We start from the raw sequence: 21,405 nt of genomic DNA, 5'->3' as shown, positions 1-21,405 counted from the left end.
GAAATTTGTCACAGAAAATATACTGATACGCTTGATTTTATTACCAATGCACGGGCACATGGTCAGAAAATTCTGTAGAAGGGGTTTTATAGTGCAATAGGCAATGATCAAACATTAGTGTGGCCTTACCAGCCAAGCCTATTCATCAGTTGTAATACGCGTCGTCGGTTTCAACTGAAATACTTCCTGATTATCCATGGTTACCGACACATGGGAAATTGTAGGCACTTTGCTAGTTGCAAAGACGGCAGACGGTGCGCCTCTAAAACCGCTGAAACCTGATTTAAACTTCTTTGCATCGCCATTACTAAATACAAGCTCCAATCGATGCTTCTTAGGTAAGCATGCACTTGCGCAATTAAATGATACATGCACCACGGTATTCTCGTCTTTAGTACCAATATACATAGTTGCACTTGGAAACTCCCCATCACCTTCTACAAGTAATAACACTTCTTGCTCTTGAAGAACAAACGCAATGGCGTTTTGGGAGTACAACCAAATAGTCGAGCCAAATATAAGCGGAACAAGCAACAAAATGTAGGTCAAAAATCTTGCCCCACCAAGGATAGTCTTCACCCATCCTTCATCGCGTCGATTTTGAATGCGTTTAACAAAAACCACGATACCAGATGCGCTCATCATACAAAGTAAAACACCAAATACTAACCAAATCAGCTTAACAACGAGCCCTGCAAAGTTACCAAAGTGCAGAGAGTCAGCCATATCGACCCAATTTAGCAACGCACTGGCACCCTTAGTCGTTATCACATTTAACACGTCACCAGACACCGGGTCGATATACACAGCATTTGCTCGAGGTCTAGACAAGAGCGCGTCGGCGTATCCTCCGACATAAATTGGCGACGTCTGGTTGCGAGGAATGACTATTATATTTGGCGAAAAATGCTCAAATTGCTGAGTTGCAATGGTAATCACTTCGGAAACTGGAATGTGTTCCACCATAAATGGACGTTTTGACAAAACGTCTTCGTCAATTAGCACGCGCTCATGCTGAATACGCATACCTGCATCAGACATAATCCCTTCAACTAAATACCAAGTACCTGTAATACCAATCAACAGCAAAAACCAAAGAGACCATAAACCGATCACTTTATGCAAGCTACCCCAAAATGCACGTGAGCCGTTGTTAAGCCTAATTTTGAAAAAACCTCGCCACCAGCGTTTATAAAAAAATAAGGCGGTAATAGTAGATATAAGTAAAATAACGCCTAAGGGGCCAACAAGATAAATGCCGCCTTTCGGCGCGAGTAGGTACCGATGAAGGTCGCGTACAACCCTCTGAAAACTAGCATACCAAGCAGCATCCCCCAGCACTTCACCGGTATATGGATTAACAAAAACACGCAACACACCGCGTTCCGCATCGTTAACTGTGGCGATTGACGCAAAATTTGAGTAGAGCGGCGCATTAAGAGCAATACTAGTGTTGTTTGGGTATTCTCGCTGAATATTAGCGTACATCGCCTCCCAATCTATTGCCTGATTAGATTGCGCTTCGATACGAAGTTTACTGTTAATAAGCCAATCGACTTCATGGCTAATGACAGCCAAAGTACCGGTAACACATACAATAAACATCAACAGCGATAGCTTTAAACCAACCCAACTATGTATGGCAAGAAACGTTTTTTTAGTGATAACGATAACCTTTTAACACCTGTTGTGTATATTTTACGGTAAGACTAATGAATATTACAATAACTTTAATAATAACAATTATCATTTGTATTTTATATATTCAAGACAGTTAATACATGTCATTACGTTTTTTATGTCCAGTTCATCGAGATTGGGCACCTAGGTGGCGCGCTTGAAATACTCTCACACATATACGGCGTAGAAAGAACGTTAATTATTACTAAATTAACTAATTTAGCCATCTTGCTTACAGGCTGTTTCAACGAGTTAAAGAGTCCTCGTATTGGCTTCAATCCTGTGGTAATGCTTCAAATAAAATAGTACCTTCACACGCTACATAATATGTAGCGTGTGAAGACAAATATAAAAATGAAATCTAAAACTTATAACTAAATTCTACAAAGGCTTCCCTTGGCGCTCCTGGGAAATGACCTGTCCTTTGTAAGAAGCCACTTTCAGCGTACTCCTCATCGGTCAAGTTATCTATTCGTAGTAAGACTTTATACTCTTCATAGGTCCAAATAACGGAAGCATCAAACGTTAAATAGTCTTTTACTACTTTCCCACTCAAACTAAGCCGGTCGTCAACATAATCACCGCCAAATGCAAAGGCCAGGTTGTACTGAGGTATTTGATAGCGTGTCCAAAAGCCAAAAGTATTTTTAGGGGCATTTGCAAAACGTTTATCTGTCGCTAGATTACGTATTCCACCGCCATCAATCCCCTTAGTAATCAATGTATCATTATACGCATAAGCAAAACTGACTACCCAATCTTGAGTAAGATCGGCAAGAACCTCTAACTCAAAGCCGTCACTAGTGACTTCACCTAACGCGGCAAGATTATCCTCACCGTCACCCTCCGGGTCCATTCCTGTATTTTGCAAAAAGTTGTCTCTTACTATGCGATACACAGAAGCCTTGATTTGTGTTCCACCATTGAATAATTCAGCATTTACACCTGCCTCAACAATGGCGCCAGTAGTCGGGTCGAACGCGCCACCCACTTCGGGGCGTTGTTCACTCGCATTACGTGGTATAAATGAATCTGCATATTGTGTGAAGAGCGAGATTTCTGAAGACAATTTATATATGCCACCCAACCGCAGCGATACATTAGTATCTGTATCGAAATCATCGTATCGCAGCCCGCCAACTAAGGTAACTTTACCCCACGCTAACTCATTTAGTACATAAGCCCCTGTTTGTTCTTCGTCCGCATCGGAGTTTCTGCTGGTTGTATCGTATTGACTTGGGTCAGTTTGACCATAATTAGGGTTATTTAAACGCAGTGGAATAATGTCGCTGGACAAAGAACTACCGGTTAAAAATCGTTGCGCCATTTCCGCATCAAACCTAGCCGTTTTGAAAAAGCCATCAAAATCACCTTTAAAGTACTCTACACCAAAAGCCACACGATGCTCAGCCTTAAACGCAAGGCCTTCATAAACAAAGTTAGCATGGAATGCGGTTGTTTCTTCCTCTCTAATTTGATCCCTAAACTCCCGACCTACAAGATCTGGCACATCGTCACCATCAATATCAATTAACGCCCGTGGTTCATGATAGTTTTGAATTTGCTCATTGGAAATAAAACGCACCGCCGTGTTATAAGCTAAACTATCAGACAATTGCCCTTCTAAAGAAAACCTTAGTACATCTGAGCTCAAGTTTAAAAAGTCGCTTGCCTCGTTATGGTTCCAGCTTGGATCGACAATAAACGCTCCGCTATCATCAACCGGTACTCCCCGTAAACGATTTCCACCTAAGTCTTGTCCATAGTGAGTGTACTGCGCGGTAAAAAGTTGACTGCCAATATCCGCTGAATATCCGAGGTCGATTATCGTTGTTTCACTATTCGTATTTACACGGGGCGTATCACGTTCTTCGTAAAACAGTCCAACTCGCAAGTTGTGACCTTCCGATACTGCGCCAGTGGCCTCAGCAGAGCCACCAAAACGATTATCGCTACCAAAAATCGCCCGTACATTTGCATCAAATTCAGGTTTCGGTTTTTTTGTAACGTAGTTGAATATTCCCCCCGGCTCTCCCGGGCCATACAGCATTCCTGCAGGACCTTTGAGGAAATCAAGTTGTTCGACATTAAACAATTGCGGCACATTAAACCCAACATAAGGATCACCACGCAAACCATCAAAGAAAATTGCTTCTTGACGAAAGCCTCTTGCTGTCACTCCGGCATAGCTAAACAAGTTCACACCAGCAATATTCCTGTAAAGATCCTGTGCATCGCGAGCGCCTTGGTCAGCGATTAAGCTAGCATTAATAGAAGAAATGACCTGTGTAGAGTTTAATGGCTCGTTAGCAAGCTTTCCTGTATTGGTCTCGCCTGGTCGATACAAATTTATCGCCCGACTGGTAATCGTTATACGCTCGATATCTTCGTTATTTATTTGGCTTTTAACCACATCATTCTCTTGCGCTACAGTGCCTGTAGTAGTACCGGCTTGTTGAGCATGCACAAAAGGCGCATTATTAAACAAGCAAATGCCAATAGCAGTCGCCAGTAATGTTTTGTTTTTCATGTTGTAACCCTAAAGATTGAGTGAGTAGCGTGTTTGCTATATGTGCTTATTAATTACGTATAAATTGCGAGGTGGTTATTCGGCTACTTATCTAAGCGAGCTTGGGTTGCGACAATATCGATGCTCTGTTCCGGTGCACATTGATACGGAAGAAAGGTCTCGACATTGCCAATATTTTTTTGAAAGTCGGCGGGTTGCGCACCCGCCTTCAGGTTTCAATTGCGTATTGATAAAGACCAATAAATCAATACAGAGCAATTGTTGCACATATAAATGATAATGACAACCATTCTTATTTATATTTAATAGAAATATAAATGGCGGCTCTGACTATATCGAATGCGTCAATCAACTAGATAAGAAGTATGCTCTAAACACATATTTTGAACACGTAGCAATAAGAGAAATTTGTCACAGAAAATATACTGATACGCTTGATTTTATTACCAATGCACGGGTTTATGACCAACAAACCCTGTAGAAGGAATTTTAATAATGCGTTGGTCTAGCAAACAACCAAGATACATATCATCCCCATGTTTTCCGCCAAACGCCAACGAGGAAATATTCTTGAGCTGCGCGGGATTACTGCCTAAGTGTTCACGCCCCATCGCGTAATCTTGATATGCTTTTTCGGCATTGGCTATATGTGTATCATCCGATATTTCTAAATACACTTCGCATGCGCCGTTAGGGGATATACGGATGACACGGTTGCTGATAATACTTGTGACCCACAGGTTGCCACTAATATCTCCAACTAAACCGTCTGGAAATGTGCCTTCTCTAAACGTGGCAAATAACTGCTTGTTTATCAATTGTCCACTATCTGTAATATCCCAACGAAATAGTTCTCGCGTAAATGTCGCATTTGCATATAAAAACTTACCATCGGGTGTGACCCAGCACTCATTAGTATAGCCAATGCCATCTGCCACCACAGTCGCGTTGTTATTTTCGACGAGTATGATAAAACCATCATTACACAATGGACTGTACCCCTTCGCTCGCGGCTGCTGTCGTGTACTTACCGTTATCCAAATACGCGCCTGATGGTCAATATGAACAAAGTTTGTAGGCGGTAAGTCAATACCACCGATGGTTTGTAAAAATGGGCTAACCTGCCCTTCACGCGTTAGTTCAAACACACCGCCTTCCTCGGCACCCAAATGCGCAATCAAAAAGCTATCGTCGCCTTTAATAGCAAAGCCGTTCGTTTGCAATATGCCTTCTTTGACATCCGCGCATTTGCCTGCAAGTAGGTGTTGTTCACCCGTGTGTGATATTTGAGTAACGCCGCCTCGAAAATCAGATACGTATATGTCGCCATTACGCTGTGTCAATACGCACTCTGGTCGATGTAAACCAATGCCAACATGCTCAATTTCTTTTTCAAATAAATTGATAGAACTCATACAACATACTCAAATATAGTAATAAGTGTATTACGCACCACAAATAGTATTTGCGGCGCAAATGTTAACCACTCGCTTCTCATCGTTAGACTGGTAAATCGCGTCTTCAACAGCGACATTTCTCAAATACTCTGCCGCCGTATTTTCTAATGGCGTATTATCGATAAAATGCGATACTACGTGCTTAGTAAACAAATACACGCAGTCACCACCAAAGTTTTTATCTAACCAACTATACGCTTGCTCAACTTCTTTCTGCTCACCAAAATTACGCAAATAGACAATGCCTTCGCCGTCAAGCGTGATGGTCCCTTCAGTACCTTCAATTAACATTTCACCCATGGTACGGCGATGATTACTTGCGGCATGATCTAAACAGCGATTCCCGTCAAAAATGCCCTGCGCGCCATTGTCAAAATCAAAGATAATCACGCCTGAATCTTCACCTGTTATCACTGGATTGCAACGACGCAAACGTGCACTAACATCGCTAATTTCTCCGACTAAAAAACGAAAGGTATCAATCAAGTGAATTGCCGTCTCGTGCACCAAAAATTTAGGCATTTGTTGAAAATAAGGCTGTCGCGCTAAGTAGGCATCATCCCCCTGACCATCACCTGGCCTCAATCTGAAGGTAATATTAAGAACACTCCCAATCGCACGGCAATCCAGTAAGTGCTTAATTTTTCGATACCAAGGCATAAATCGAAAGTTTTCGTGAACGATGAGCTTTCTATTCGCTTGCTTTGCCAACTTAACCATACTCGCCGCCTCAGCGGCATTTTGCCCAAATGGTTTTTGACAAATAACATGAGCGCCCATCGACAAACACTCGTTTACATACTTTTCGTGGGTTTCGGGCGGGGTAATGATATCAACAATATCAGGCTTTACCTGAGTGAGCATTTTGCCCAAATCATCAAAAGTTTGCTCTATATTAAAGCGCTGCTTAAAATCCTCAGCTTTTTCTAGCGACCGGTTACAAACACCAACTAACCTTACATCTTCAATACGTGTCCATGCATCGTAATGAAACTGGCTAAAGTAGCCCGTACCCACGCACGCGACCCTCAACGGTTTTGTATTGCTCAAAATACCACCTTCTTTTTCTTGAACATACGATTTATCAACGGTACTTGTGACAATACCATCACTACAATAATCAATAACAACACGATAGCTAAGGGGCGTTGAAGCAGCGGGAATAAACTCCCTTCGGTTACCAACAACGCTCTGCGTAAACTTTCATCTGCCATAGGTCCCAAAATAAACCCAATAACCAAGGGAGAAATTGGAAATTTCATTTCTATTAAGCAATACGCCAAAATGCCAAACGGTAGCATCACATAAATATTAAAAACGTTCAGACCCAGAGCGTACGAGCCGAGCACACATAATACCGCGACTAACGGCATGAATAATGTCGCAGGCACCGTGAGGAGCTTAGCCACTCGTTGTGCAAGGATGGTCCCATTAATGAACATAGCGAACGTGGCTAGCATCATAATGGCAGTAATTTCGAGCAAAAAGTCAGGCCTTTCGGTTGTTAAGGTAGGGCCTGGGTTTACACCATGTAAAATCAATGCACCTAGGAGCATTGCCGCTGGCGCACTGCCGGGTATACCCAGCGTCAACAGTGGTATCATAGCACCACCGACACACGCGTTATTCGCTGTTTCTGCACTCACTAAGCCTTCAGCATTGCCTTTACCAAATGTCTCTGGATTTTTACTACCTTTTTTAGCAGCGCTATAAGATACCCAACCGGCAATATCTTCGCCAACACCCGGCACAGCGCCAATACCGACGCCAATCAAAGCAGATCGAACAACATGTTTAATATACTTAAATGCTTCAAGCACCCCAACATATACAGATGCAAAGCCTTGCTTCATTGAATCAAAACTTGCGCTCGCTTTACTTTTCACCTCAGACGTATCAGATAGTACCTTAATGACTTGAGGTATACCGTATGCGCCAATAAGCACAGCAACAATATCTAACCCGCTATCTAACGCGGGTTGATCAAAGGTAAAACGGGGGAAAAACTGCAAGGAATCTCGACCAATTGTCGCCAGAAAAAGACCAAGCATTCCCATGATCCAGCCTTTCACGGCACCACCTTCCCCCGTTAAGGTACCGCTGATAAGAATGCCAAATAGGGCCAATAAAAAGAATTCAAACGACGTAAACTGCAAGGCGACCGATGCAATAAACGGTGCAATGAACACTAACATCAATAAGCCAATAAACGTGCCAATAGCCGACGCACTAGTGATCAAACCAAGTGCTTTTGCGCCCTCACCACGCTGAGACATGGGGTAACCATCGAGTGCGGATGCTGCGGCCGCGGCGGTACCGGGAATATTTATAAGTATACTTGGATAGGATCCGCCATAAATGGCCCCTACATAGAGACCGAGTAACGCAAGTAAGGCCGTAGAGACATCAAAACCGTAGGTAAGTGTAGTTAACAACGCTACCCCTAAAGTTGCTGTTAACCCGGGCAACGCGCCAAAACCAATACCGAGCAAACTAGCAACAAACACCACTAATAAATTTGTAGGGTTGCTTACTAGCTGCCACAAAATTTGACTAAATTGAAAGAAACCTTCCATGACTTATATTCCTTTGCCTACAAAAAGCGACGATATTTGAGTAAATATTTCATTCAATAGCAAAATCACACTCCCCTCTGTTGGCATTGGCACTAACAACAAAAACCTAAACCCAATCACCAGTAACAGAGGCAGCCATACACATACCAAAAACACCTTAACTTTGTGCACATGCAACACCCATATACAGGCGGCGGTACCTAAAACACCTATAATATCTGTAATGTCAGCAACATTAGTTGCTAACGTCGGCGCTGGCGCACTTGCAAACAATGGCAACAAATGTTGAAGCCCAAGTGCGATAAGGACAAACATACAGACCACGACATAAATAAATCCTAGTGGCTTTGATACGGCGTCACTCACTAGATGAAAGCGCCCCACCAGCAGGGATAAAAACAAGACACTCGACAAGTAAAAATCGATGTTTGGAATAAGAAAATATACAAAGCTAACTAGCGCGCAGATTACCCAAATTTTATGGGAGGCTTTGCCAGAAAAGTAGTCATGCCAAACACTGTTGGACGGTCTAAAAAACAAGGTAATGGATAGTAAGAACAAGCAAAATGAAATAAATAATGGAAGTAGCGCTGGAGATACATACCATGCACTAGCGACACCTCCCCAACTTTCGTTGATCGGGTATGTCGATGCAACCATGGCTGAGCTAATAGCGAAAATCAGAAGAAGTATAGCAATAAAGCGATCTGGGCTGCTTGTCGTTTTTTTCATGATAAAATCCAACTGACTATTCACTGGCATCAGGCCTTGCTATTGCTAATGCTTCAGGGCTAATTTTAGTCACCCCCATATCATTCAAGGTCCACGTAAACAAAGATTCGAGTCTTGCAAACTCTTCTTTTGCTGCATCACCCGTCCGCCCAGACAATGAAAAATAATTATTGTCTGCCCATGTTTTGACTGTGGGCGTTTGCAAGGCTTGAGTAAACGCTTCGCTCAATAAGGCTTTAACCTCATCTGGCGCATCATCACTAATAGCCATACCGATCGATTGAAATACGGGTAAATGTTCTGACAAGCTAGGAAAATCAACAAAGGCAGAGGGTATGATTAAATTTTCTGAAAATGCATATTCACTCTCATTTAACATTGCTAACGGTTTAAGTTTACCTGCACTAATAAGTTGCTGCTGTTCTGCTAGTGTTGTAATGACTACATGGACTTCTTGTGTGACCGCGGCGATTTGTGCAGGCGCAGAACCAGGAAATGGCACAAATTTAAAAGGCGCGTCGACGCCGCGTTCAAAAGCCAGTAAATTCAAGTGATGTATTGACCCAGAACCGCCAGCTGCTGCGTTAATGGTTCTCTGCTTTGCCTGAGCAATTAAGTCGGTAAGTGAATTAATTGAAGATTCAGAGGACACAGAAATTACACTTGGTGAACCGCCAATTATCATTGGATACCAAATATCCATGCGCTCCTGCCATCCTCCCATTACACCAGCCGTAACGCAGGATTCGCTGATACCAACCCAAGTGTAGCCATCTGCTGGACGTTGACTAACATAGCTCATCCCTAACGAGCCAGCAACGCCCCCTGGGCGATTCGTTACATTCACTGTCTGGCCCAACAATTTCGCCATTTCTGCACTAACAACTCTATTTGCAATGTCGGTACCACCACCCGCTGACCAAACAACCACATGACTTATCGGTCGGCTAGGAAATTCATCTGCACCATCAATCACGGTATGTCGAAAAAACAATATACCTAACGCAAGCCCAACAAAGGCAGCCAAACTCGCTAAGTGTTGTTTATATGGACTCGTATGTTTCATTACGTAATTTTCTTATTAAGCATCAAGTAAATCTATGATTCGATTATAAATTTCATCTGTGCCATGCTGCCCACCAAACTCAAATGGCTTAAGATTACCCGCTTCATAAGCGGTTTCTACCGCGCGATTGATACGTTGTGCGGCGTCACAAGCGGCAGGTACATCGTGCTTACTGCCTAACCAATCTAACATCATTGCTGCCGATAAAAACATCGCAGTAGGGTTTGCCTTTCCTTGGCCAACAATATCTGGCGCACTGCCATGACATGGTTGAAAGACAGCATGTTCATCGCCGATGTCAGCAGATGGCGCCATGCCCATACCGCCCATTAGGCCAGCCCCCAAGTCAGATAATATGTCACCAAACATATTCTCCGTAACCATCACATCAAACATCCAAGGCTGCCGAACGAGCTGCAATGCCGCCGCGTCTACATAAATATGGTCCGCATCAATGTCTTTATACGCCTGAGTAACTTCATCAAATACTTGCCTGAAAAAGAAAAAGGAACCAAGTACGTTGGCTTTATCAACGCAAGTCACTTTACCTTTGAATCCTAGTTCCTTTCTGCGCTGAGCCAATTTGCAGGCAAAGTTAAATACGCGCTCACTGCCTTTGCGCGTAATAACTTGGGTGTCTTCTGCGCGTTCATTGTCAATAATTTTGCTGCTTGAGCGGGACGCAAACAAGCCCTCTGTTGATTCTCTTACTAGTACAAAATCCAAGGCTTGTGCTCGCGCATCACCAAGTGGTAATGGTAAGCCTTTCAATGTTTTAACCGGGCGAACCCCTGCATATAAATCAAGCGTTTCTCGTAATTCAAGTTGTGGGGCTATTTCTCTCCCATCTGGGTAACGAATATCGGGCATCCCCATACACGCGAGTAAAATGGCATCCGCTTTTTTAGCAACCGACATTGCTTCTGCAGGCAGTGATTCACCATGTTTTGCATAATATGCCGCGCCAGCATCAAGTACTTTAAAATCAAAACTTACGTCTAGTTTTGAACACGCTTTATTTATTACCTCTAATGTAATAGGAGTGATTTCGCTGCCAATCCCATCTCCTGGAAATACTGCAATGGTAAACCTAGACTTGTCCTGCATTTTATCCTCTAACCTTTTGTTCGTTTCATCTAAAATAGGGCGTTAAGCGTCGACAACACTTTCCCTTACAAACTCTCTAAATCAAAATTCTTTATTATATTCAATAAATTATACTTACCCTTGAGTCGATGTTCAGCATGTATACGAAACGCCAACTCACCGTCACCTTGTTTAATTGCATTAACCAAAGCAATGTGGTCTTTCGTTGAATCCACTGGTTTTTTTCGGTAAGGCAAGGTAAAAAACCGTGCTCTGTGTGCTTGCCCCCAAAATTGCAGGACAACGTCTTTCAAACGTTGGTTGTCGCACATTTCGAGCAATGCAAAATGAAAGGCTTCATCAGCCATCGCCCATTCATGTAAATTATCATTCGCGAGCGCTGCCGCCATATCTGCTGTAGTCTTCTCTAGTCGTTCAAGACTTTCACATGCAATCTGACCTTGTGCAGATTTTTCCGCGACAAGCCTTGCAGCCTGTGGCTCTAATGCACATAGGATGTCATAAATCTCACTCATGTCATGCGCAGAAATAGGCTTAATTAATATGCCTTTACGCGGATTTATCTTAATTAAGCCTTCCCTTTCCAGCTGAATACATGCTTCTCTGACCGGCGTACGACTCATGCCCAAATTTTCAGCCAGCGTGGTCTCAAGCATTTGCTCGCCCGCTTTGAAAGAGTTGTCCAAGATTCGCTCACGCAAAATTGCATAAGCTTGCTGCGTTCTAGACGCTTTGCATGAAGATTCGTTAGTAGTATTTGTCAAAGACATTAATGTTTAACTTCCACCCAGGCTTATAAGATTAAAACGAATATTTACACATTCGATTACGACCCCAACACGCATTTCACTAATAAAATGTAAATTTTATGTTTACAATCTAGCGCAATTAAAAAATAATGTATACATTAAATATTGAAAATGTATTTGGATTGCATATGTCAGAAGATGTACAAGATATTCAGAAGACGAATCCTATATTAGGTTGCATCGCGGATGATTTTACCGGCGCCTCTGATATGGCAAGTTTTTTAAGAAAAGGTGGATTAAACACGATACAAATTAATGGCGTGCCTGATGACGACTTTGCTCTTAGAAAGTATAGTGGGATGCAGGTTGACGCGATCGTCATTGCCCTCAAAACGCGCACATGCGAGCCATCAATTGCCATTAGTGAGAGTCTACAATCCTTAAGCTGGCTTCAACGGGCTAGGTGTTCCCGATTTTATTTTAAATACTGTTCAACCTTTGACTCAACAGAGAGGGGGAATATTGGCCCGGTGATTGATGCATTAATGGACAAGCTTGCGGCAAAGCACACCATCGTCTGCCCTGCCTTACCAGTAAACGGAAGAACGGTGTATATGGGCCAGCTGTTCGTTCATGGCACATTACTGCACCAAAGCCCGATGGCTACTCACCCGCTAAATCCGATGAAAGATAGCGACCTTGCAAGTTTATTAGATGCTCAAGTAGCAGACATCAACAAAAAAGCATGTGGACATATCGGCTATCCAGACTTAAGCAAACTAGAAACGTATGTACCACAGCAAAATGACCGATACATTGTAACGGATGCCCTTGAAACAGGTCACTTACAATCTCTAGCAAAGTATTTTGCTTGCCATCCCAATTTTCCATTACTTACCGGTGGCTCAGGTTTAGCTGAATTCTTGGGTGAAGCATATAGAGAGGCTGGGTGGCTAGGCAAAACTCCCTCACCCTTAGCGGAAACACGCTTAAGTTCACCAACATTAGTCATTGCTGGTAGTTGCTCTCAAGCGACACAAGGACAAGTCGAACATAGCAAATCCAAATTACCCTCTTTGTATATAAACCCAAATAACCTTGCGTCAGGCAGGCAAAGTGCTCAATCAATTGCCGAATGGATACAGCAACATGCAGCCCAATCTGTGTTGCTTTACTCAACCGAAAGCGCAGCTAAGGTATCGGCCAATCAAGATAAACTTGGCTTAGAAAACGCGGCATCGATAATTGAAAAAACCTTAGCAGACGCCGCCGCCTTTGCAACCAACGCAGGTTACTATAAAAATATAGTAGTGGCTGGCGGTGAAACGTCGGGTGCGGTAGTCTCAGCCTTAGGTATCAAACACTTCGTCATCGGACAAAGTGTTGCTCCAGGTGTACCGTTAATGCGTGCAGAAACATCATCGGGTGCATTACAACTAGCATTAAAATCAGGCAACTTTGGTGACTATGACTTCTTTTCAACCACTATAGAGACAATGACATTATGAGTAACTCATCTACTCCCGCAATTGAGCAAGCAAAGCAAGATATTATCAATGTGGGAAAATCGATTTTCGATAGAGGCCTAACATGTGGCTCTTCTGCCAATATCAGTGTAAAAACTGACGATGGCTGTGTGGTAACACCTACAAATTCATGCATTGGTTTTTTGAACCCAGACACTTTGTCGGTCATTGACCAGCATGGCAAATTGATTTCTGGTGACAAGCCATCGAAAGAATTCATTTTACATGACGCTTTCTATCAACAACGCCCAGACACTAACGCTGTTATTCATTTACATAGTTCATATGCTACCGCGGTGTCATGCTTTGATGGTATTGATGCCCATGATGCAGTCACACCTTACACACCCTATCTTATTATGCGCCTAGGTGAAATTTGCTTGATCCCCTACTTTCCCCCTGGAGATACCAAGCTAGCCGACGCGATCGCCGAAAAAGCCAGTAACTATGCTGGGATTTTGATGGCTAATCATGGACCAATTGTGGCCGGTGAAAACCTTTGGAGCACTATGTATGCCATAGAAGAGCTTGAAGAAAGTTGTAAAATGATGGTGTTGCTCAAGCAACATGAAACACGCACCCTAAGTGAAGAGCAACGCCAAACGCTAAAAGACAGATTTAAAAAGAAGAGATAACTATGTTTGTAGTCACCGTAGAGTTCAAAATAAAAACCGACAAAACTGACGAATTCATGTCCGCAATGCTTGACAACGCGAACAAAAGTCTCACCTTAGAAGAAGGTTGTGTTTACTTTGACGTTTGCCAAAATCCAAATGCGCTTAACTCAGTATTTCTTTACGAGCTATATAAAGAAGAAGCAGATTTTAAAATACATCTTCAAAGCCCGCACTTTCTTCACTTTGACAAATCCGTATCAGAATGGATAACAAGTAAATCTGTAAAAACCTGGATCAAGCGTTAAGCTAGCAATCCAGCATAAAAAACATGTGCTTAGGTCACCCCAAAATAGGTGGCCTAAAGACAATTTCAACGCCCCTTCCCATAGCACCGCACCGCGGCATAGGCCGCCACGATAAAACATTGGCGTCAGACCTGCTTTCACGTTAAAATACACGGCTATTTTGTTTAAATTTCGATTGATTTAACCGCTGCTTGCTTTTATTTATTTGTAGCGGTCTTGTGCTAGGACGTAAGCCATTTATGAGTAAAAAGCTGTTTATTAAAACCTGGGGTTGCCAAATGAACGAGTATGACTCGGAAAAAATGGCTGACTTATTAGATGCAACCCACGGTTACTCAATTGCTGAAGAAGCAGAAGGTGCGGATGTTATCTTACTAAATACATGCTCTATTCGTGAAAAAGCACAAGAAAAAGTATTTCATCAACTGGGCCGCTGGAAAAACCTTAAACAAGACAATCCCGGTTTAATTATCGGCGTGGGCGGTTGTGTTGCGTCACAAGAAGGCGATGAAATCCGTAAACGTGCACCTTACGTTGATATTGTTTTTGGTCCACAAACACTTCACCGTTTACCTGAAATGATAAAGCAAATCAAAGGTGGTGAACGTTCAGTAGTGGATGTTAGCTTTCCCGAAATAGAAAAATTTGACCGCCTGCCAGAACCTCGTGCAGATGGCCCATCGGCATTCGTGTCCATCATGGAAGGTTGTTCAAAATATTGTACCTTCTGCGTTGTGCCTTACACTCGCGGTGAAGAAGTCAGTCGCCCAGTGGATGACGTCATTCTTGAGATTGCGCAGCTCGCAGCACAAGGCGTAAGAGAGGTGAATTTACTTGGTCAAAACGTCAATGCGTTTCGTGGTGAACACCATGATGGCAGTATATGCCGGTTTGCTGAATTATTAGAACTTGTAGCATCAATCGATGGCATAGACCGTATTCGTTATACGACGTCACATCCGGTTGAATTTACCGATGACATTATTGAAGCCTATAAAAACATCCCTGAATTAGTCGACCATTTGCATTTACCTGTGCAAAGTGGCTCTGATCGAATACTTAATTTGATGAAGCGCGGACATACCGCAATCGAGTATAAAAGCACGCTGCGGAAACTGAAAAAAGTTCGCCCAAATTTATGCATGTCATCTGACTTTATTATTGGCTTTCCTGGTGAAACAGAAGAAGATTTTGAAGCGACAATGAACTTAATTAACCATGTGGGTTACGATTTAAGTTTTAGCTTTATTTATTCCGCAAGACCCGGCACGCCTGCAGCAGATGCAGTTGACGATGTCTCGGAAAAAACAAAAAAACAACGGCTACAAATATTACAACAACGTATCAGTCAAAACGCCCAACAAATAGCCAGAAATATGCTGGGTACCGTACAAAGAATATTGGTGGAAGGACCTTCAAAGAAAGACCCTGATGAATTAACCGGCCGCACTGAAAATAATCGCGTTGTAAATTTTGTGGGGACCACAGATATGATCGGTGAATTTGTCGATATCGAAGTGACCAATGTATTTTCCAATTCACTTCGTGGCGACGTTATAAGACGTGAGAGTGAGATGGGCTTACGAATCGCTCGTTCACCAGAGAGTATACTTGCCAGCCAACCGACGCCAGATAAACATGGCGTTATCCAATTCATGCCAGTGTAATCAAGGATGTAATTTGAGTACCGTAATTACCAATCAGTTAGTATTAGAACCATCAGATAACAAGCGTTTAGCTAGCCTTTGTGGGCCATTCGATGACAACATAAAGCAAATAGAAAGACGGTTGGGCGTTGAAATTACGTATCGTGCAAACGAATTTAATGTGCTTGGCGATCCCTTACAAGCGAATGGCGCCACAGCGCTGCTAAAACTTTTATATATTGAAACGCAGCCGGTTAAAGGCAGTATCCCTGAATTAGAACCAAATCAAGTGCATTTAGCCATTCAAGAAGCCAAATGCCTTGAACGCGCTGAAGCGGGCGATTACGCTAAGGAAGTACAAATTAAGACTAAGCGCGGTGTCATTAAACCGCGCAATCCAAACCAATCAAAATACGTTGCAAACGTGCTAAATCATGACATTACCTTTGGTGTTGGCCCTGCAGGAACCGGTAAAACGTATCTAGCAGTTGCATGTGCAGTTGACGCATTAGAAAAGCAAGAAATTCGCCGGATTTTACTGACTCGACCTGCCGTTGAAGCAGGCGAAAAACTAGGCTTCTTGCCAGGTGACTTATCGCAAAAAGTTGACCCCTATTTAAGACCGTTATATGACGCACTTTTTGAGATGCTAGGGTTTGAAAAAGTAGAGAAACTCATTGAACGCAATGTGATTGAAGTAGCACCTTTAGCTTACATGCGTGGTCGTACACTCAATGACGCATTTATTATTTTGGATGAGTCACAAAATACCACGATTGAACAAATGAAAATGTTCTTAACTCGTATTGGATTTAATTCGAAAGCGGTCATCACTGGCGATATCACACAAGTTGATTTGCCCAGAGGAGCTCGCTCAGGCTTACGACATGCAATTGACGTTTTAGGAAACGTGAATGACATATCGTTCAACTTTTTCACTGCAAGTGACGTAGTTAGACACCCCGTTGTCGCCAGAATAGTTCAAGCCTATGAAGATTATGAGAGTGAACAAGAAGCCATAAAACAAGCATCTCGTAGTCAAGATGGCAATAGTCCGTCATGAGTAACCATTAATGGAAATTGAGCTAGGTGCAGATATTCAGGTCGCAGAAGATCTAGATGAAACGGCACCTTTTTTCAGTCATGTTGCAATAAATGACATTGAAACTTGGTATCAGGTGGCGCTTTCTCATCTGAATCATAGCAACACAGCAGAATGTACTGTCCGATTAGTTACCCCACAAGAATCACAGTCACTGAATAGCCAATACCGTCAACAAGACAAGCCGACAAATGTATTGTCTTTTCCTTCAGAATTACCCGAGTTCGTCGAATCGTCATACATTGGTGATATTGTTATTTGCGTAGACATTGTAATCAGTGAGGCAAACGCACAGAACAAAACCATAAAAGCACATTTTATGCATTTGTGCATACATGGGCTATTGCATATACTCGGATATGACCATATTGAAGACCTTGAAGCTGAAAAAATGGAAAGCCTAGAAATAGAGATATTACATAAACTAGGTATTGACGATCCTTACAAGGTTCAGTAATTATGAGTGCATGTACGTGCAGTTGCATTGATTTTACCTTACCTAAGGTCTATATATAAATAACGAATACGCGCAAGCGTCAGTTTTAATAAAACAGTAATAACAAACGACAGTGACAGGAAATGAGCGAAGATAACCCCCACTCTAGTAACGGTGCTGCTACCAAAGGTTGGATCGATAAAATATTAACCAATTTTAAAGCAGAGCCGCAAAATAAAGAAGAATTGTCGGAAGTCATTTCTGATGCAGAACAGAGAGACTTAATCGATCCACAAACCAAAGAAATGATCGAAGGCGTCATGGAAGTCAGTGAAATGCGGGTTAGGGATATTATGATCCCTCGCGCACAAATGATAACCATAGATGTTGAACAAAGCATTGATGACTTTGTTCCTATAATGATTCAGTCTTCTCACTCCCGTTTTCCAGTTATTAACGAAGACAAAGATCACATTGAAGGCATCCTTCTCGCTAAAGACCTACTTTTCTATGCGTTTAATCAAGACAAAGAGTTTTCACTAAAGTCACTATTGCGTGAAGCCATTATTGTCCCCGAAAGTAAACGCGTAGACGTCTTGTTAAAAGAGTTTAGACAGCAGCGTTACCATATGGCAATTGTAGTGGACGAATATGGTGGTGTATCTGGATTGGTGACCATAGAAGATATCTTAGAGCTGATCGTAGGCGAAATTGAAGATGAATATGATGAAGAAGTAAATGAAAACGACAATATTCGCCCATTAAATAAATCTACCTATTCAGTAAAAGCATTAACACCTGTTGATGACTTTAACCGCTTTTTCGAAACAAGTTACAATGAAGAAGAATCAGATACTATTGGCGGTGTTATATTACGCGCATTTGGACATATGCCAAAAACAGGCGAAAAAATTGATATTGATAATTTTCAATTCGAAGTAACTAACTCAGACAAACGTCGTCTATTGCAACTTAAAGTGTATATTCCTGAATTGGAGAAATAGACTGAACACGTTTGTTGTCAATACCATTGTCGTATTGTTAGGTGCGATACTAACATTTGCGTTCGCCCCATATGGTCAGTGGTATCTTATTTATTTATGCCTTCCCGCTTGGTTGTTCATATGCCATAGATATTCAAAAACACCTTTTCTGACCGGTTGGTGTTTTGGCTTAGGATACTTTGGCGCCGGGATATCGTGGGTCCACGTCAGTATTGCTACCTTTGGTGGTTTACCTCTTATTGGCTCAATATTCCTAATGTTTCTGCTTTGCGGCTACCTTGCACTGTTTCCCGCGATTTCAGTGTGGTTGTTAGCTCGATTTTTTTCATTTAGCCTGTGGCCACTAGCGGCGCCTTTCGTTTGGTTAGTTACCGAATGGATTAGAGCACACTTATTGACAGGGTTTCCGTGGCTTTCTATTGGCTACAGCCAAATGGACACCGCCTTAGTCGGACTCTTGCCTATTGTTGGAGAAATCGGCCTTAGTGCTCTAATGATTAGTTTTTGCGCTGCTGTCGCCGTGGCTTTATCACAAAAACGCGTTGCTGCACCATTGATTTACGGCAGTATATTGATATGTGCATCCTGGATAGCTCAGCAACACAATTGGATAACGACGAAAAAAGACACTGTATCTATTGCCTTAGTACAAGGAAACATTGAGCAATCAATTCGCTGGCGACCAGAGCAAGATATCCCAACTATCGAAAAATATAAACGGCTAACAGAGCCCTTTTGGCAACATGACATTATTGTCTGGCCAGAGGCTGCAATTCCTGTACTCGAATCATTGCCCCTAGGCACAGAAACACTTGAGAGCTTGGATCTAAAAGCTACTCAAATGGGCACTGCATTAATTACTGGCTCAGTAGATTATAACTACCTCAATAAAGAAGCCTATAATAATCTGCTAGCACTTGGTATCGATAAAAATGGCGTTAACTCAATGCCATATAAGTACTTGCATGAAAACCGCTTTGCAAAACACCACTTATTGCCAATCGGGGAATTTGTCCCTTTCGAGGGTATAATGCGCACGCTCGCACCAATATTTGATTTGCCGATGTCTTCATTCAATCGTGGTGACTTTATACAAAACAACTTAGTCGCGAATGGTTACAACTTGGTTCCTGCTATTTGTTACGAAATCGCATTTCCGCAACAAGTAAAAGCCAATATTAACGAGGAGTCAGACGTAATCATCACTGTCAGTAACGACGCATGGTTTGGTAATTCTCACGGCCCACATCAACATTTAGAGATTGCACGAATGCGCGCGATTGAATTTGGTTTGCCTGTCATTAGAGCAACTAACACAGGTGTCACTGCAGCATTTGATCATAAAGGCAATAATGTAGGACAGCTACCGCAGTTTCATGATGATGTACTCTCAATATCAATGTATTTAACCAAGGGGCACACACCCTATAAAAAATTTGGTGATTTGCCCAGCTATCTTTTCAGCCTAATAGCCTTTGGCTTAGCGCTTCTTTTAAAACGAAAATTTGCCCTTAAAATAGGAGTTTAAACTTAGGCTCTTCGTATTATTCGATGTACATATAATAATTATTCGACTTTTCTTTCGGTTGGACTCGACATATAAAGTATGTTGAGTATGTATTGGAGCTCGTATGGTAGACAATATTAAGCAAATTTTTAAACATGATGCCGCTGGCGGGATCCTCCTAGTTGTTGCGGCGATTCTAGCCATGTTAATGGCTAATACCCCCTTAAACATCTTCTACACCGATTTATTTTCAACACCTGTTGCCATTCAGTTTGGCGGCTTTAGTATTAATAAGCCGCTGCTCCTTTGGGTTAATGACGGTTTAATGGCGATATTCTTCTTTTTAGTAGGTCTTGAAGTTAAACGAGAGATCCTAGAAGGACACTTGCAATCAAAAGAACAAATAATGCTCCCTGCTATCGGTGCGATAGCAGGAATTGCAATACCGGCTGTTATTTACGTCGCGTTTAACATTGATGAGCCAGTTGGTATAAATGGTTGGGCCATTCCAGCAGCGACCGATATCGCATTCGCGCTTGGCGTTTATAGCTTGTTTGGAAGAATGTTACCCATCACGCTAAAACTATTTTTGTTGTCCGTCGCAATATTCGATGATATTGGCGCAATTATTATTATTGCTCTCTTTTACTCGGCTGAATTAAGTACGACCTCATTGGTTATCGGCGCAGTTGGACTATGCGTATTATTTATATTTAATCGTTTGCAAGTAAAATCGACCAGCATGTACATACTGGTCGGCGTTGTCATTTGGGCTGCTGTGCTAAAATCCGGCGTCCACGCGACACTAGCAGGTTTTGCAATGGCGCTTTTCATCCCGTTAAATGGAAAAAACAGAAGCGGCCAACGAATGTTAGGGCACTTAGAAGATAAACTTCACCCCTGGGTGTCATTTTTAATTCTCCCTATATTTGCCTTTGCGAATGCCGGTGTAACATTAGTAGGTACAACCACTGAGCAAATATTCAACCCTATTGTTATTGGTGTGATGCTTGGTCTATTTGTTGGCAAACAAATCGGCATATTTGGCGCTTGCTATTTGGCTGTAAAAACAGGGTTTGCAAAGCTGCCAAAAGGCGTTACCTTCCAGCAGCTCTATGGTGCCTCTATCTTATGTGGTATCGGTTTCACCATGAGCTTGTTTATCGGTAGCCTAGCGTTTGAAACCGTGAGCGTCGATTACTTAAACAGTGTCAAAGTGGGTGTACTAGCAGGCTCTATATTATCTGCAATTCTTGGCGGTATTGTGATATCTAAATCTGCGAGAAAATTTAAACCGGAGGAGACGGCGGCGTCACCTCAGCATACATAGACGCTGATAAAAAAGGCGCTATTTAAGCGCCTTTT

The 21,405-nt window shown here is 42.4% G+C and carries 18 protein-coding genes; 9 read left to right on the top strand and 9 right to left on the bottom strand.

What is annotated here, in order from left to right; genetic code table 11:
• Positions 1 to 138 precede the first annotated feature (138 nt).
• The 9 genes from QQK00_RS02225 to QQK00_RS02185 all read right to left on the bottom strand — a co-directional run bounded on the left by QQK00_RS02225 (position 139) and on the right by QQK00_RS02185 (position 11,918).
• Positions 139 to 1,641 (bottom strand): PepSY-associated TM helix domain-containing protein, encoded by a 1,503-nt coding sequence (locus tag QQK00_RS02225; RefSeq protein ID WP_284217539.1) that lies wholly within the window; start codon positions 1,639 to 1,641, stop codon positions 139 to 141.
• A gap of 400 nt (positions 1,642 to 2,041) precedes the next feature.
• The gene (locus tag QQK00_RS02220; protein ID WP_284215852.1) at positions 2,042 to 4,210 is read right to left on the bottom strand and encodes a TonB-dependent siderophore receptor; all 2,169 of its coding nucleotides are present in this window, start codon (positions 4,208 to 4,210) and stop codon (positions 2,042 to 2,044) included.
• Between the two features lie 443 nt (positions 4,211 to 4,653).
• On the bottom strand, positions 4,654 to 5,625 hold the full coding sequence (locus QQK00_RS02215; protein WP_284215851.1) for an SMP-30/gluconolactonase/LRE family protein: 972 nt from the start codon (positions 5,623 to 5,625) through the stop codon (positions 4,654 to 4,656).
• Between the two features lie 30 nt (positions 5,626 to 5,655).
• The gene (locus QQK00_RS02210) at positions 5,656 to 6,717 is read right to left on the bottom strand and encodes a Gfo/Idh/MocA family protein (protein WP_284215850.1); all 1,062 of its coding nucleotides are present in this window, start codon (positions 6,715 to 6,717) and stop codon (positions 5,656 to 5,658) included.
• Entirely contained in the window at positions 6,714 to 8,243 is a 1,530-nt protein-coding gene (locus QQK00_RS02205; protein ID WP_284215849.1) for a tripartite tricarboxylate transporter permease, read from the bottom strand. The genes QQK00_RS02210 and QQK00_RS02205 overlap by 4 nt, the downstream gene beginning before the upstream one ends.
• A gap of 3 nt (positions 8,244 to 8,246) precedes the next feature.
• Positions 8,247 to 8,975 carry a hypothetical protein gene (locus QQK00_RS02200; RefSeq protein WP_284215848.1) on the bottom strand — a complete coding sequence of 243 codons (729 nt, stop codon included), beginning with the start codon at positions 8,973 to 8,975 and terminating at the stop codon, positions 8,247 to 8,249.
• Positions 8,976 to 8,991: 16 nt separating this feature from the next.
• Positions 8,992 to 10,041, bottom strand: a complete 1,050-nt coding sequence (locus tag QQK00_RS02195; protein WP_284215847.1) for a tripartite tricarboxylate transporter substrate-binding protein — start codon at positions 10,039 to 10,041, stop codon at positions 8,992 to 8,994.
• A gap of 15 nt (positions 10,042 to 10,056) precedes the next feature.
• On the bottom strand, positions 10,057 to 11,148 hold the full coding sequence (locus QQK00_RS02190; protein ID WP_284215846.1) for an isocitrate/isopropylmalate dehydrogenase family protein: 1,092 nt from the start codon (positions 11,146 to 11,148) through the stop codon (positions 10,057 to 10,059).
• 65 nt (positions 11,149 to 11,213) lie between these two features.
• Positions 11,214 to 11,918 carry a GntR family transcriptional regulator gene (locus tag QQK00_RS02185; protein WP_284215845.1) on the bottom strand — a complete coding sequence of 235 codons (705 nt, stop codon included), beginning with the start codon at positions 11,916 to 11,918 and terminating at the stop codon, positions 11,214 to 11,216.
• A 167-nt stretch (positions 11,919 to 12,085) separates the two neighbouring features.
• On the opposite strand from QQK00_RS02185, the gene otnK reads away from it, so the two are divergent.
• The 9 genes from otnK (at position 12,086) to nhaA (ending at position 21,370) form a co-directional block, all read left to right on the top strand.
• Entirely contained in the window at positions 12,086 to 13,405 is a 1,320-nt protein-coding gene (otnK, locus tag QQK00_RS02180) for a 3-oxo-tetronate kinase (protein ID WP_284215844.1), read from the top strand.
• Complete coding sequence (gene otnC / locus QQK00_RS02175; protein WP_284215843.1) at positions 13,402 to 14,058, top strand: 3-oxo-tetronate 4-phosphate decarboxylase; 657 nt, start codon at positions 13,402 to 13,404, stop codon at positions 14,056 to 14,058. Before otnK ends, otnC begins: the two co-directional genes overlap by 4 nt.
• Positions 14,059 to 14,060: 2 nt before the next feature.
• The gene (locus tag QQK00_RS02170) at positions 14,061 to 14,345 is read left to right on the top strand and encodes a putative quinol monooxygenase (protein ID WP_284215842.1); all 285 of its coding nucleotides are present in this window, start codon (positions 14,061 to 14,063) and stop codon (positions 14,343 to 14,345) included.
• A gap of 239 nt (positions 14,346 to 14,584) precedes the next feature.
• On the top strand, positions 14,585 to 16,012 hold the full coding sequence (miaB, locus tag QQK00_RS02165) for a tRNA (N6-isopentenyl adenosine(37)-C2)-methylthiotransferase MiaB (RefSeq protein WP_284215841.1): 1,428 nt from the start codon (positions 14,585 to 14,587) through the stop codon (positions 16,010 to 16,012).
• Positions 16,013 to 16,025: 13 nt separating this feature from the next.
• Positions 16,026 to 17,054: a PhoH family protein gene (locus QQK00_RS02160; RefSeq protein ID WP_284215840.1), complete on the top strand. Its 1,029-nt coding sequence runs from the start codon at positions 16,026 to 16,028 to the stop codon at positions 17,052 to 17,054.
• 10 nt (positions 17,055 to 17,064) lie between these two features.
• Positions 17,065 to 17,550, top strand: a complete 486-nt coding sequence (gene ybeY, locus QQK00_RS02155; protein WP_284215839.1) for an rRNA maturation RNase YbeY — start codon at positions 17,065 to 17,067, stop codon at positions 17,548 to 17,550.
• A gap of 122 nt (positions 17,551 to 17,672) precedes the next feature.
• Positions 17,673 to 18,533: a CNNM family magnesium/cobalt transport protein CorC gene (corC, locus tag QQK00_RS02150; protein WP_284215838.1), complete on the top strand. Its 861-nt coding sequence runs from the start codon at positions 17,673 to 17,675 to the stop codon at positions 18,531 to 18,533.
• A gap of 34 nt (positions 18,534 to 18,567) precedes the next feature.
• Positions 18,568 to 20,061, top strand: coding sequence for an apolipoprotein N-acyltransferase (gene lnt / locus QQK00_RS02145; protein ID WP_284215837.1), 1,494 nt, complete (start codon positions 18,568 to 18,570; stop codon positions 20,059 to 20,061).
• A 103-nt stretch (positions 20,062 to 20,164) separates the two neighbouring features.
• Positions 20,165 to 21,370 (top strand): Na+/H+ antiporter NhaA, encoded by a 1,206-nt coding sequence (gene nhaA, locus QQK00_RS02140; protein WP_284215836.1) that lies wholly within the window; start codon positions 20,165 to 20,167, stop codon positions 21,368 to 21,370.
• Positions 21,371 to 21,405: the final 35 nt, after the last annotated feature.

Origin of the sequence: Agaribacter marinus, from assembly GCF_030160655.1 — a bacterium.
Classification (GTDB): domain Bacteria; phylum Pseudomonadota; class Gammaproteobacteria; order Enterobacterales; family Alteromonadaceae; genus Glaciecola; species Glaciecola marina.
The sequence above is the reverse complement of the archived record's forward strand: the minus strand, read 5'-3'. Positions and strand labels throughout refer to the sequence as shown.